Annotated in this window: 14 protein-coding genes; 11 read left to right on the forward strand and 3 right to left on the reverse strand. The window is 32.4% G+C overall.

Annotated elements, in window-relative coordinates:
• Nucleotides 1–66 precede the first annotated feature (66 nt).
• Both FNB79_RS01910 and xrtF read right to left on the reverse strand, forming a co-directional pair.
• Nucleotides 67–498, reverse strand: coding sequence for an exosortase F system-associated membrane protein (locus tag FNB79_RS01910; RefSeq protein WP_143379689.1), 432 nt, complete (start codon nt 496–498; stop codon nt 67–69).
• Entirely contained in the window at nt 476–1,042 is a 567-nt protein-coding gene (xrtF, locus tag FNB79_RS01915; protein WP_143379690.1) for an exosortase family protein XrtF, read from the reverse strand. The genes FNB79_RS01910 and xrtF overlap by 23 nt, the downstream gene beginning before the upstream one ends.
• A 90-nt stretch (nt 1,043–1,132) precedes the next feature.
• On the opposite strand from xrtF, the gene FNB79_RS01920 reads away from it, so the two are divergent.
• Nucleotides 1,133–1,591, forward strand: a complete 459-nt coding sequence (locus FNB79_RS01920; protein ID WP_143379691.1) for a GAF domain-containing protein — start codon at nt 1,133–1,135, stop codon at nt 1,589–1,591.
• Between the two features lie 99 nt (nt 1,592–1,690).
• Here the strand turns inward: FNB79_RS01920 and FNB79_RS01925 are convergent, their stop codons facing one another.
• Nucleotides 1,691–2,941, reverse strand: a complete 1,251-nt coding sequence (locus FNB79_RS01925; protein WP_143379692.1) for an ABC transporter permease — start codon at nt 2,939–2,941, stop codon at nt 1,691–1,693.
• 152 nt (nt 2,942–3,093) lie between these two features.
• Between FNB79_RS01925 and purH the strand changes: the two genes are divergently transcribed.
• The 10 genes from purH to FNB79_RS01975 all read left to right on the forward strand — a co-directional run bounded on the left by purH (nt 3,094) and on the right by FNB79_RS01975 (nt 14,971).
• Entirely contained in the window at nt 3,094–4,626 is a 1,533-nt protein-coding gene (gene purH, locus FNB79_RS01930) for a bifunctional phosphoribosylaminoimidazolecarboxamide formyltransferase/IMP cyclohydrolase (RefSeq protein WP_143379693.1), read from the forward strand.
• 57 nt (nt 4,627–4,683) lie between these two features.
• A complete protein-coding gene (locus FNB79_RS01935) occupies nt 4,684–5,712 on the forward strand; it encodes a rod shape-determining protein (protein ID WP_143379694.1) in 1,029 nt (342 codons plus the stop codon).
• Between the two features lie 9 nt (nt 5,713–5,721).
• Nucleotides 5,722–6,543: a rod shape-determining protein MreC gene (mreC, locus tag FNB79_RS01940; RefSeq protein WP_143379695.1), complete on the forward strand. Its 822-nt coding sequence runs from the start codon at nt 5,722–5,724 to the stop codon at nt 6,541–6,543.
• A complete protein-coding gene (locus FNB79_RS01945) occupies nt 6,536–7,042 on the forward strand; it encodes a rod shape-determining protein MreD (RefSeq protein WP_143379696.1) in 507 nt (168 codons plus the stop codon). The genes mreC and FNB79_RS01945 overlap by 8 nt, the downstream gene beginning before the upstream one ends.
• The gene (gene mrdA / locus FNB79_RS01950) at nt 7,039–8,970 is read left to right on the forward strand and encodes a penicillin-binding protein 2 (RefSeq protein WP_143379697.1); all 1,932 of its coding nucleotides are present in this window, start codon (nt 7,039–7,041) and stop codon (nt 8,968–8,970) included. The genes FNB79_RS01945 and mrdA overlap by 4 nt, the downstream gene beginning before the upstream one ends.
• Nucleotides 8,967–10,244: a rod shape-determining protein RodA gene (rodA, locus tag FNB79_RS01955; protein ID WP_143379698.1), complete on the forward strand. Its 1,278-nt coding sequence runs from the start codon at nt 8,967–8,969 to the stop codon at nt 10,242–10,244. The genes mrdA and rodA overlap by 4 nt, the downstream gene beginning before the upstream one ends.
• A 153-nt stretch (nt 10,245–10,397) precedes the next feature.
• Nucleotides 10,398–11,822, forward strand: coding sequence for a M20/M25/M40 family metallo-hydrolase (locus tag FNB79_RS01960; protein WP_143379699.1), 1,425 nt, complete (start codon nt 10,398–10,400; stop codon nt 11,820–11,822).
• 163 nt (nt 11,823–11,985) lie between these two features.
• Nucleotides 11,986–12,975, forward strand: coding sequence for a 2-hydroxyacid dehydrogenase (locus FNB79_RS01965; protein ID WP_143379700.1), 990 nt, complete (start codon nt 11,986–11,988; stop codon nt 12,973–12,975).
• Nucleotides 12,976–13,057: 82 nt separating this feature from the next.
• A complete protein-coding gene (locus tag FNB79_RS01970) occupies nt 13,058–13,429 on the forward strand; it encodes a VOC family protein (protein WP_143379701.1) in 372 nt (123 codons plus the stop codon).
• 126 nt (nt 13,430–13,555) lie between these two features.
• Nucleotides 13,556–14,971, forward strand: a complete 1,416-nt coding sequence (locus FNB79_RS01975; RefSeq protein WP_143379702.1) for an SDR family oxidoreductase — start codon at nt 13,556–13,558, stop codon at nt 14,969–14,971.
• The last annotated feature ends 14 nt before the right edge of the window (nt 14,972–14,985 follow it).

The raw sequence follows: 14,985 nt of genomic DNA on the forward strand, positions 1-14,985 counted from the left end.
ACATCTTATAAAACACTAAACCGAAGTCTTAAGGCTTCGGTTTTTTTATGTTTATTTTTCTATGATTTAATTTTTACTTTGCTTTTGATAGTAAAAGGCGGGCAAAAGTAATAACAGCAATAAAGGCTGAATTAAAAATCTTCGGATATTAAATAGATAAAAATAATGATCTTGTTTTGCATTTAAAACAAAAATTAAAAACATAGGCATTAGCACCAAATAAGCTATTAAATAAACTATTGCCGAAAATTTTAAAACATTTACATCTTTAAATGCAAAGTGTATTATACCCAACGACAGCAATGTATTTAAAAGGTAGCGTAAACTGATAAAACCAATAAGTTTTAAAGTATTAAAAACAGGAGCATCTAGAAATAGATAATCATTTTTAAAGAATTCTAAAAACGGATCATAAAAAAGGTCTGCTTCAAAAGCTCTAATTAACACCAAACCTATAAATAATAAGCAAATTAAACTATAGCGCTGAATGTTCTGCATTTTTCTTTTTAAGTTTCACGAAATTATTCACCCAAAATACCCACAATAAAAACACCATACCATAAATTATTAATGGAAAAATAACACCATGTAATATGTGTTCCATATCTGGATAATGGTAAAGTCCTACAGCAATTAATGCAATACGCAATACATTTACTGCATAAATTAAAGCAGCGCCAGCTAAAATATATAAGATGGTTTTTTTAATAGTCGAAGCAAATGCAACAATAAAAGCTATAAAAAGTACTATAACACTTATCGCATTACACCCTTCAATAACACGAATTACATACGTATTATTAAAATAAAACCTCACCCATTCTTCTCCTTCTTGTAATGCAATATTAGATTTAAAACCAAATATATTTAGAAGAGCTTGAGACTGATATGCAACCTGATAAGTAACAAAATCAGGCTGATAGCTTGATGCCTTAGAACCATCTAAATACCACTTATAACCCAAAGCGAGCACAAAATAGACGGTTAAAAAGGTAAAGACAAATCGAATTACAGGCTTATATGTTTTAAATAAAGTCTTCAAAAAAGGGGGCTTTTTATATAGCGTTAAATTTATAAAAATCAAGTTCTATAATCGTTGCATTTTAAATACTTTTACAAAAAAATTAAAACTATGTCTTTATCAGCTTTAAAACCCAAAGTAGAAACTATACTAACTCAATCTAATAAAACGCTAGACGAACGTTTATTAGCTGTATGTGAATTATTAGACCACGAAGTTTCTTATTACAATTGGGTAGGATTTTATTTTAAAAACGGAGACAAGAACGAACTTAAACTTGGCCCTTATGTTGGTGCACCAACAGATCATACCATTATTCCTTTTGGAAAAGGGATTTGCGGACAAGTTGCTGTAAGTAACAAAAATTTTGTAGTGCCAGACGTATCTGCACAAGACAATTATATAGCATGTAGTATTACTGTAAAGGCAGAAATTGTAATTCCTATCTTTGTAAATGGCGAAAATGTAGGTCAGATAGATATAGACTCAAACACTCCAGATCCTTTTACTGAAGACGATGAGCGTTTCTTAGAATTTGTATGTGAACACGTTGCTAAACAACTTGCTTAGCAGAAAACATATTTCACAAAAAAACGGACTTGTATCTCTATAATTACAAGTCCGTTTTTTTTATAAAGCAACGTATTTTAAAATTGTATAACTAAAGTATTACATACCGGTTCGAATAGCTTCTACAGGATCTAATTTAGAAGCCGAAAGCGCTGGTAACACTCCAGATATTAATCCTATTAATGTAGATAGTGAGAATCCTATTAACATATTCCAAAAGGATAATATAAACTCAAAATCCTCTACAAATAAAGATGCTATTATTGAAACAAGCCACACAAAAGTAAGACCTATCAATCCGCCTATCACTGCCAAAATAATAGCTTCAAACAAAAACTGAAATAAGATAAATCTATTTTTAGCACCTAAAGATTTCTGAATACCAATTAAATTAGTACGTTCTTTCACACTCACAAACATAATATTAGCAATACCAAATCCGCCAACTAACAGAGAAAATCCGCTTATCACCCAACCTACAAGATTCATTACTCCTATTATATTATCAATGGCGTCTGTCATTCCCGATAATTTATTCACGAAAAAATTATCTGGTTCGTCTGCTTTTAAACCTCTATAGACTCTAAATCGTTGCTTTAAAACCTGTTCAAATGCAGCAATATCTAAACCTGCCTCTGGTTTAATCATAATAGCTCCTGGAATACCATCTAACCCACCATTTGTAAATTGTCTTACAAAGTTTGAAGGCACAAAAGCTTTTTCGTCTGGAGAATCAAAAAGCGAAGATCCCACTTTTTTAAGCACGCCAATAACGGTCACTTTTCGCCCATACATACGCACTTGTTTTCCTAAAGGTTGTTCGGTTTCAAAAAGATTTTCTGCTAAACCTGCTCCTATTACAACAACAGGTGCACCTGTAGACGATTCAGACTCTGTATAAAAACGCCCTTGGCCAATTTTTAAATCATCAATTTCATAAATACCATAAGACGCTGGCGTAACATCTACATTACTAATGGCATTATCTTGATATTTTATAGTTTCGGTACTACCAATAATAACATAAGCACTAGATTTTATATTTGGAATATTACGTGTGATAAACTCATAATCATCATATTCTGTTTGCGGAAAGTTATCGCGTTGCCACCTTGGAACTTCAGTAGGTCCAAAAGAATATTTAGTTAAATAAATGGTGTTTTTATCTAGTCCTGACAACTGACTTTTAATGCTTTGATCTAAAGAATCTACTGCTGCTAGGACAGCAATTATTGAAAAGATACCTATAGTCACTCCTAAAAGCGACAAAAATGTTCTCAATTTATTGTTTCGTAGCGCATTAATAGCGAACGAAAAACTTTCTTTAAAAAGTCTTAAATATAAAATCATTTAGAAGTGCTTTTATTAAAAATTCTGAGATTTAAATATAGGACGTTTTAAATATAGTTTTGTTACAAAAAAAATAAAAACAAAACACGAAACAAACTATAAAAATTTTATTCTAAATCCTTACTTTTGCGCATTAATATAACACAACACTAATGAGCAACGAAAAAACAATCAAATCTGCTTTAGTCTCTGTATTTAGCAAGGATGGTTTAGAACCTATTATTAAAAAGTTAAACGAACTGGGAGTAACCTTATATTCTACTGGTGGTACTCAGGCATTTATTAACGATTTAGGTATAGATGTTGTCCCTGTAGAAGAGGTAACTTCTTACCCTTCTATTTTAGGTGGACGCGTAAAAACATTACACCCTAAAGTATTTGGAGGTATTTTAAATCGTCAAAACAATGATCAAGATCGTACTGAATTAGCAGAATTTGATATTCCTCAAATAGATTTAGTTATAGTTGATTTATATCCTTTTGAAAAAACAGTGGCTTCTGGAGCTAGTGAACAAGATATTATTGAAAAGATTGACATTGGGGGAATTTCTTTAATTCGTGCCGCTGCTAAAAATTATGCAGATGTTGTATGTGTGTCATCGGTTAATGATTACGCTAACTTTTTAGATATTATTACAGCACAAAACGGTACACTAACTTTAGAACAAAGAAAAGATTTCGCAAGAAAATCATTTAACGTGTCGTCTCACTATGATTCTGCAATTTTTAATTACTTCAATCAAAACGATGAAGAAACGGTTTTAAAAATTAGCGAACAAAACGGACAAGTATTACGTTATGGCGAAAACCCTCATCAAAGAGGATTTTTCTTTGGTAATTTTGATGACATTTTCACTAAACTTCACGGTAAAGAATTAAGTTACAACAATCTTCTAGATGTAGATGCTGCTGTAAATTTAATACGTGAATTTAAAGGAGACAAACCAACATTTGCCATTTTAAAACATAACAATGCGTGTGGTGTTGCACAACGTAATACATTAAAAGAAGCGTATACTGATGCACTCGCGGGAGATCCTGTATCTGCATTTGGTGGTGTATTAATTGCTAATACCGAAATAGATTTAGCTACAGCCGAAGACATTCATTCATTATTTTGTGAAGTTGTTATAGCTCCTGCTTTTAGCGAGGAAGCTACTGCATTATTAAAAGGTAAGAAAAACAGAATTCTTTTAGTGCTTCACGATATCGATATGCCTAAAACAAATGTAAGATCTTGTTTAAACGGCGTATTAGTTCAAGACACGAACAACGTTACAGACCGTTTAGAAGACTTAACAACTAAAACAAACAAAACAGCTACAGAAAGTGAATTAAACGATTTAATTTTTGCATCTAAGATTTGTAAACACACAAAATCTAACACCATTGTTTTAGCTAAAAACGGACAGTTATGTGCAAGTGGTACTGGACAAACCAGCCGTGTAGATGCGCTTAATCAAGCCATACATAAAGCACAATCTTTTAAATTTGATTTAAACGGTGCAGTGATGGCTAGTGATGCATTTTTTCCGTTTCCAGATTGTGTAGAAATTGCAAAAAACGCAGGAATTACAGCAGTTATTCAGCCAGGCGGTTCAATAAAAGACCAATTAAGTATAGATTATTGTAATGATAATAATGTCGCTATGGTATTTACAGGTACACGTCATTTCAAACATTAATTTCATTACTTTTACGAGACACATTTTTAACTAAAGCAAAAAAAAGACATATAACGCATGGGATTTTTTGACTTCCTTACAGAAGAAATAGCTATTGACTTAGGAACAGCCAATACTCTTATTATTCACAATGATAAAGTTGTGGTTGATAGCCCTTCAATAGTTGCTCGTGATCGAGTTAGTGGCAAAATTATTGCCGTTGGTAAAGAAGCGAGCATGATGCAAGGAAAAACACACGAAAATATTAAAACAATTCGCCCTTTAAAAGATGGTGTAATTGCAGATTTCGACGCGTCTGAACAAATGATTAGTTTGTTTATTAAAAACATCCCTGCCTTAAAGAAAAAAATGTTTACCCCAGCGCTTCGTATGGTAGTTTGTATTCCTTCTGGCATTACTGAAGTAGAAATGCGAGCTGTAAAAGAATCTTGCGAACGTGTTAATGGTAAAGAAGTCTATTTAATACACGAGCCTATGGCTGCGGCCATAGGTATTGGTGTAGACATTATGCAACCTAAAGGAAATATGATTGTTGATATTGGTGGTGGTACTACCGAAATTGCCGTTATAGCCTTAGGAGGTATTGTTTGTGACAAATCAGTTAAAATTGCTGGAGATGTGTTTACAAACGATATTATATATTATATGCGTACACAACACAATTTATATGTTGGAGAACGTACTGCAGAAAAGATTAAAATTCAGATTGGAGCTGCAACTGAAGACTTAGAGCTTTCTCCTGAAGATATGAGTGTCCAAGGTCGCGATTTATTAACAGGAAAACCCAAACAGGTACAAATATCGTTTCGTGAGATCGCAAAAGCATTAGACAAATCTATACTTAGAATTGAAGATGCTGTAATGGAAACATTATCACAAACGCCTCCTGAATTAGCTGCAGACATTTACAATACAGGTATTTATTTAGCTGGAGGAGGATCTATGTTACGTGGTTTAGACAAAAGATTATCACAAAAAACAGACTTACCAGTTTACATTGCAGAAGATCCTTTACGTGCTGTTGTTCGCGGAACTGGGATCACGCTTAAAAACTTAACAAAGTTTAAAAGCGTCCTGATAAAATAGTCATAAAGCATGCAGCAAATCCTAAATTTTATTATCCGCAACAAAAACTTTTTGTTGTATTTGCTGCTCATGTCATTGGCTGTATTTTTCACAGTACAAAAACATTCCTTTCATAAAAGTAAATTTATAAATTCTGCTAACTTTTTAAGTGGTGGTATTTATACACAAATCAATAATATTAATCAGTATTTAGATTTAAGAACTCAGAATACAAATTTATCTGAAGAAAATGCCAGACTTCGTAATCTATTACAAAATTACCAACAGTCTGTAGAGAAAAATTTTGTAGACAGCACCTCGTTTAAGGCACCCTATATTTTTAGACCTGTACGTGTTATAAAAAACAGCTATTCAGCCACAACAAACATTTTAACTATAGATAAAGGAAATAACGATAGCATACATGAAGATTTCGGACTCATAACATCTAAAGGTATTCTAGGTATTGTAGACCATACGAGTAATAATTATGCTACAGTAATTTCTATTTTAAATACTAAAAGTAGAATTAGTGCCCAGTTAAAAAAAACAAATCATTTTGGTACATTAACTTGGGACGGAGTATCTCCTGAACGCGTTCAGCTTATAGATATTCCAAAAATTGCACCTGTAAAAGTTGGCGATACTATTATAACTTCTGGACGTTCTGTAATTTTCCCAAAAGGCATACAAATAGGAGCTATTGAAAGTTTTAAATTAGATGCTGCTGAAAACAATTTTGAGATAAATGTGAGGCTCTTTAATGATATGACAAATATTGAACATGCTTATATTATTGAGCATTTAGATGCCCCAGAGATTAATAACTTACTAAAGTTAACAGATGAATAGTAATTTTATATCTCAAATATTAAGATTTATTGTATTAATTTTAGTGCAAATAACTATTCTAAATCATATTAATTTTTTAGAGTACTTAAACCCATATTTATACATTCTCTTTATAGTACTATACCCAATAAAAAACGACCGTATGGTTTTCTTGCTTGTAAGTTTTTTATTAGGATTAGTTGTAGATATGTTTTCAGATTCTGGCGGTATACATGCTGCAGCCTGTGTAACCATAACATATTTAAGACCTTTAATTTTAAAATGGACATTAGGTACCGTTTACGAATACCAATCTATAAAGTTTAACAATATAGACTTTAGTGCTAGGCTTATGTATATTAGTATTCTAACAATAATACATCATTTAATTCTTTTTCTTTTAGAAGTATTTAACTTTTCTGAAATATTTTTAACACTCAAAAAAACGTTATTTTCTAGTATCTTTACAATTCTTCTATGTATAATAGTTACTATAATTTTCAGCAAACGTTCTAAATGAGACAAATTTTATTATTTTTCACTATAATTACTGTCGGAGTTATATTTATATTCAGATTATTTTATCTTCAAATTTATAGCTCTACAGCAAACAATTTATACGAAGATAATGCCATACGTAAAGTTTACGATTATCCCAAAAGAGGCTTTGTTTACGACAGGAACGGCAACCTTTTGGTATCTAACCAATCTTCTTATGATGTTATGGTAATACCGCGTGAGGTGAAACCACTTGATACAGTTGAGTTTTGTAACCTTTTAAAAATAGACAAAGCTAAATTTATTAAAACGTACAAGAAAGCGTACCACTATTCTCCTCGATTGCCTTCGGTTTTCGTATCGCATTTATCAAAAGAAGACTACGCGGTGCTTCAAGAAAAAATGAGAAAATTTGAAGGATTTTACATTCAAAAACGATCCCTTCGTCATTATGAAGCTTCAATTGGCGCTAATGTATTAGGAGATATAGGTGAAGTTAATAATGCGATTATAAAAAAAGATCCTTATTACAAAATGGGAGATCTTATAGGAAAACAAGGTGTCGAATTATCTTATGAAGACGTCTTAAGAGGAAAAAAAGGCATTAAATTTATTCAGAAAAACCGATTTAATAAAAACATAGGGCCATATAAAAACGGTAAATTTGATACTTTACCCGTACCAGGAAAAGACATAACCATAACCATCGATGCCCAATTACAAGCTTATGGAGAGCAATTAATGCAGCATAAACGCGGCGGTATCATTGCCATAGAACCTAGTACAGGTGAAATCCTTACAATGATTTCTGCACCAACCTACGACCCTAATGCTCTAGTAGGAAGAAAGCGTTCTCAAAATTTCACAAAACTATATAATGATTCTATAGCAAAACCTACTTACGATAGAGGTTTGTTAGCACAATACCCTCCAGGATCACCCTTTAAAGTTTTAAATGCGCTTATTGGTTTACAAGAAGGTGTTGTCACTGCAGAAGATAAATTTACTTGTAATCACGGCTATAGCTACGGAAAAAATGAAAAAATGGGATGTCACAGCCACCCGAGTCCGTTAGCCATGGACATGGGAATTTATGAATCTTGTAATGCTTACTTTGCAAACGTATATAGACGTATAATTGAAAAATACGATTCGCCTTACGAAGGCATGAACGTTTGGAATAAACACGTCACGAGTTTTGGTCTTGGAGATTATTTAGGTTACGACCTTAAAATAGGCAGTCCTGGCCGTATACCTAGTGGAGATTTTTACGACAAATGGTATGGTAAAAACAGATGGCGCACAACCTTTACACTCTCAAATGCTATTGGACAAGGAGAAGTTGAAGCAACACCTATACAGCTAGCAAATATGGTTGCTGCAATTGCTAATCGTGGATATTTTTATACGCCTCACATTATAAAAACTATCGAAAATCAAGATATAGATGCACAGTATACTACACCAAGACATACTACTATAGATAAAGAAAATTTTGCTCCAGTAATACAAGGTATGTATGATGTTTATAATAAAGGTACTGCAGCTAGCTTACAAGTACAAGGAATAGAAATATGCGGTAAAACTGGAACTGCAGAAAATTTCACAAAAATAGACGGTGTAAAAACACAACTTACAGACCACTCTATTTTTGTGGCATTTGCTCCAAAAGAAAATCCAAAGATTGCTATAGCTGTATTTGTGGAAAACGGTTATTGGGGAAGTAGATTTGCAGGTAAAATAGCCACTTTAATGATTGAAAAATATATAAATGGCACCATTTCTAGAACAGATTTAGAAAAATGGATTTTAAGCCATAGTTTAGAGCATGAATACGAAAAACCATACTCTGGTGAACCTTTTAAAATTAATCGTGGTACTACACTAGAATTAGTAGAGCCAACAGTAATTAATCATGATCACTTACTACCCTCTAAACCTCAAATATGATTAGAGAAACTAATAGACATTTTTCTTTTGATTGGATAACTATAGTTATTTTTATGTTACTCGTAGGCTTTGGATGGATTAATATAATCTCATCGTCTCACGTTGGAGAAACTTTAGACTATTTTGACTTTTCTCAGCCTTACGGAAAGCAGCTCATGTTTATTGGTCTAACCCTTGGACTAATTGTCGTGATTTTAGCTATAGAAGCAAAATTTTATGAACGTTTTGCGAGTGTAATATATATTATATCTATGCTCTCTTTGGTTGGCCTTTTTATTTTAGGTAAAAATGTTAATGGAGCAACATCTTGGTACGGCATTGGAGGTATGACTATACAACCTAGTGAGTTTGCAAAGGCTGCTACTGCATTAGCTGTAGCCAAATATGTAAGTGATTTACAAACAGATATTAGGCGGTTTCAAGATCAGATTAAAACCTTTATTATTATATTAATACCTGCATTTTTAATTCTATTACAAAACGATGCAGGGAGTACCATTGTCTATGGTGCTTTTTTCTTTGTATTATATAGGGAAGGCTTACCACAAATTTATTTAACATTAGCGGTAAGTGTAGTATGTATTTCTATTTTATCTTTGAAATTTGGATCTATAATTACTTCTATTATAGCGGCAGCAATTGTATTTACACACTACTTTTTAAGCAAAAAAAAACCTATTATTATACAACCAATAATCATTACCATAATTGCCATTGCAATGTCTATTGGTGTTCAATTTTTTTATAGTAGTATTCTTCAACCACACCAAAAGGACAGAATTAGTTTATGGCTTAGATTGGAAAAAGACCCAACCAAAATCGCAGAAATGCGTCGTGATATTTTATACAATTTATACGAATCTGAAAAAGCAATAAGTTCTGGTGGCTTTAAAGGTAGAGGGTTTATGGAAGGTACGCGTACTACAGGAAAGTTTGTTCCAGAGCAACATACAGATTATATTTTTAGTACCGTTGGTGAAGAATGGGGCTTTATTGGGAGTGCATTAGTTATTATATGCTTTATATTATTAATGCTACGAGTACTCCATCTTGCCGAACTTCAGAAGTCTCAATTTAGCCGGATTTATGGTTATGCAGTTGCATCTATCATGTTCCTCCATTTCATGATAAATATTGGAATGGTTATGGGACTTATACCAACTATTGGTATCCCCTTACCTTTCTTCAGTTATGGAGGTTCTGGGCTTTGGGGCTTCACAATTCTACTCTTTATTTTTATTAAGCTAGATTCAAATAGAATTAACGAATGGTAACAGATTATTAATTTCTAAAGTTTTGCTACTTTTTTCTATTTAAAACAAAATACATCACTCTAAAAAAATAATAATTATTAATTGTTTGTTAATAGCAATATCTTAATTTTAAGATATCTTTCAATTATAATTATTGTTTTATAAAAGTGCATTATGAGCGAAAAGCTTAGTCTATTTTTCTTGTTATTATGTTTTACATTTCAAATTCAAAGTCAAAATTTATCTTTAAAAACAACAATTAAAGATCATGGTGAGAATTTAAATATAGAAGAAACTCTTAGTAAGTATATCCAATTTGAATCTATAAGCGGAAATGAAATTGAAGCTGGAAAATGGTTTAAATCGCTATGCGAACAAAATGGCTTATATGTTCAACAAATGGGAGATACTAATGGTAATTATAATTTTACCGCTTCTATTTACCCTTTAGATCACAATCTTCCAAATATTATTTTATTAAACCATATAGATGTTGTTCCTGCAGGAGATATTACTAAATGGGAACATAATGCATTTTCAGGAGATATCACAGACACCGAAATTTGGGGCAGGGGCGCGTTTGATAATAAAGGAAATGGAATCATGCATTTATTTAGCGTGATTGAAATTTTAAAAAAATACGGGCACACTAAAATGCCTTACAATGTAACTTTGCTAGCTGTATCTTGCGAAGAAAAAGAATGTAATGGCGGTGGTGCAGAATATGTCATTCAAAATTATTTAAACACTTTAAATCCTATAGTGGTATTAGGCGAAGGGCCTCCTGGATTTAATGGCATACTAGATTCTAAGCCCAATCAAAATTTATTTGGTATTTCTATTACCAATAAAAGACCACTATGGTTAGAATTATCTTTAGAAGTTAAAACCTCAGCTCATGGCTCTATTACACCTATAAATTATGCAAACAAAGGCATGATAAAAGCCTTAGATAACCTTATAGAAAAAAGACAAAAAGTTGTTTATAACGACATTAACTTAAACATATTAAAACAATTGGGACAATGGGAAACAGGTATAAAATCTGTTGCTTTAAAACACCCTAGATTATTTAAAATTTTTATTGCGCCTAAACTGAGACATAAACCAGAATTATTATCTTTATTTTCTAACTCCATCACACTGACTAGCGTAGATAGTCACAATAGTGTAATTAATGTTATTCCGGACGAGGTCACTGCATTATTAGACTGTAGGTTATTACCACACCAAACCAATGAAGAGTTTGTGGCAGAGGTTAAAAAACAACTTAAAAACAAACGCATTAAAATAAAAATAATTAAAGAATCTCCTATTGTACCTGCTTCAAATTATGAGTCGCAATTTTATATTAATATTAAAAATGCGATTGAAAAAAATTATCCTAATGCTAAAACTTTAAGCGTTTCAGTACCTAACTATAATGATGCTAGTTTTTTTAGAGCACAAGGTATAAATTCGTTTTGCTTTACTCCAATGCAATTTGACAGACATTATCTAGAGTACATTCACAACGTTAATGAACGTATTCCAAGAGGCGTTTTAATACCAGGAACACAAACTTTTATAGATGTTATAGAAAGTTGTTTTATACAATAAATTCACTTTAATAGTGCCGTTAATTTATGATTTTTAGCAAGAATAAAACTACACTATATTTTTGCTAAAACCCCTATTAAATAAAGGAACTTAACTTTTTTTTGCATTTAAAAAGACTTTTTTAGAGTATCTTTATACTAGTATTTATTAAATTTTACATCTTATGAAAGTAGCCTTTTTCAGCACAAAATCTTACGATATTTCTTCTTTTGAGAAACACAATACTGGTAATCATGAAATAATATTTTACGAAAGTACTCTAAACACTAAAACTGCAAAACTAACGCAAGGTTGCGATGCTGTTTGTGCATTTGTAAACGACCATTTACACGAACGTACAATAAAATTGTTAAGTGAATATGACGTAAAACTTATTGCGATGCGTTGTGCTGGATTTAATAATGTAGATCTAAAAGCAGCAGCTACCGAAAACATAAAAGTAGTACGTGTACCTGCCTACTCTCCTATGGCCGTTGCCGAACATGCTTCTGCCCTAATTTTAACCTTAAACAGAAAAACGCATAAAGCGTATAATCGTGTGCGTGAAGGTAATTTTTCATTAGAACGTTTAACCGGTTTCGATTTATACAAAAAAACTGTAGGTGTTGTTGGTACAGGAAAAATAGGGCAATATTTTATTAAAATAATGAAGGGTTATGGGTGTAATGTTATTGCTTACGATCTCTATCCAAACGATGCCGTTAAAGCTCTTGGCGTGTCTTATGTTTCTATGGATGAATTATTAGAACAGTCTGATATCATTTCATTACATTGTCCTTTAACAGAAGACACCCATCATTTAATTGGAAAAGAAGCTTTCTCTAAAATGAAAAAGGGAGCGATGTTAATTAATACAAGTCGTGGGGCCCTTATTGATACTGTTGAAGCTGTTGAAGCCTTAAAAAATAAAACTTTAGAATATTTCGGAATCGACGTTTACGAGCAAGAAGAGAAATTATTTTTCCGCGATTTGTCTGAAAATATTATTATGGATGATGTTATTTCGCGTTTAATTTCATTTCCTAATGTACTTATAACTTCGCACCAAGGGTTTCTAACTCATGAAGCATTAGATAAAATTGCTGAAGTCACATTAGGTAATCTCACTGCTTTTGAAACGGAAGAACATCTGGAAAACGAAGTTGCTATTTAACATCCATCACCTTAAAAGCTAAAAACTTCCTAAACTATTAATAGTTTTTAATTATATTATCGAATAAATTTAAAATACAATTATGTCTTTAGGAGCCTTTTCTATCAGTTTAAATGTACAAGATATTGCAATATCTAAACAATTTTATGAAACTTTAGGGTTTGTCGTGTTTGCTGGTGATCCAGAAAAAAATTATCTCATCATGAAAAATGGTGAAACTTTAATTGGTCTTTTTCAAGGCATGTTCGATAAAAACATTTTAACCTTTAACCCTGGTTGGGACCAAAATGCCAATACGCTTGAAGATTTTATTGATGTGAGAGACATTCAAAAAGAATTAAAATCGAAAGGAATTACCTTGTCTTCTGAAGTCGATGAATCCACCAAAGGTCCAGGAAATATTATTGTTATGGATCCCGACGGTAATCCTATTTTAATAGACCAACATGTGTAACTAATCTCTGTAATTGGATTGCGTTATTTTATTTACGAGTACCGTTAAAAAACATGGTGATTTTCAATTACATTTAAAAGTTATATAACTTATAGATAAGTTAAGTCTTATATTACATCCCACATTATGAACATACTTTTAACAGGAGCTACTGGATACATCGGCCAACGTCTATTACCCGTTTTGGTAGCGCAAGGACATCATGTAATTTGCGGTGTAAGAGACCCTAAACGTTTTAATCCGCCAGAGACTTTAGCTACTAAAATACGTATTATCACTATAGACCTTTTAAATGAAGAAAGCTTAAAAACTATTCCAGAAGATATAGATGCCGCTTACTACTTGGTACATTCCATGTCGGCCTCTAGTGCTTATCAAGATTTAGAAAAACAATCGGCTATATATTTTAGAGAAGCTATCAATAACACACAAGCTAAACAGGTCATTTATTTGAGTGGAATTGTTAATGATAAGATGCTTTCCGAGCATTTAAACTCCAGACAAACTGTAGAAAATGAACTACATAAAGGAAAATACAGTTTAACCACTTTACGAGCCGGCATAATAATTGGCTCTGGAAGTGCTTCTTTTGAAATTATACGCGATTTAGTCGAAAAGTTACCTATTATGATTACGCCGCGTTGGCTAAATACTAAATGTCAACCAATTGGGATTACAGATGTCATTTCCTTCTTATACCAATCATTAGGTAAGGAAGAAACTTACGACAAAAATTTTGATATTGGCGGACCAGACATACTCTCTTACAAAGAAATGCTCTTACAATTTGCAGAAGCCCGCGGATTAAAACGTCGCATTTACATCGTACCGGTAATGACGCCTCGCCTCTCTTCGTACTGGTTGTATTTTGTAACTTCTACCTCGTATAAACTTGCCATAGCATTAGTAGATAGCATGAAAGTTGAAGTAGTTTGTAGAGACAATAAAATTAACACCATTCTAAACATCGCGCCTATTTCTTATAAAGAAGCGTTAAACAAAGCCTTTAAAAAAATTGAAACCAACGAGATTATTTCCAGTTGGAAAGACGCGCTAAGTAGCGGAACTATGGCTATAAACATGTCGGAATTTATACAAATACCTACACATGGCTGTTTTATAGATAAACGTGAAAAAGCCTTTAATAACCGCGAAGCATGTATTGACCGTATTTGGCGTATTGGAGGAGAAACGGGTTGGTATTACGGTAATGGATTATGGAAATTAAGAGGTTTTGCAGATAAATTATCTGGTGGAGTTGGTTTACGCCGAGGTCGCACACATTTAGACCAACTTTTTCCCGGAGATGCTTTAGATTTTTGGCGCGTATTATATGCCAATAAAGAAGAAGGTCGTTTACTCTTGTTTGCTGAAATGAAATTACCGGGTGATGCTTGGCTAGAATTTAAAATAAAAGATAACGTATTACAACAAACGGCAACATTTAGACCTGTTGGAATCTCAGGGCGATTATATTGGTATAGCGTGTTACCATTTCATGGTTTTATATTTAAAAATATGCTAAAACGCCTAACAGCTTAATAACTCAATACTTT

The sequence above is a fragment of the Formosa sediminum genome, from assembly GCF_007197735.1.
Taxonomy (GTDB): Bacteria; Bacteroidota; Bacteroidia; order Flavobacteriales; family Flavobacteriaceae; genus Formosa; species Formosa sediminum.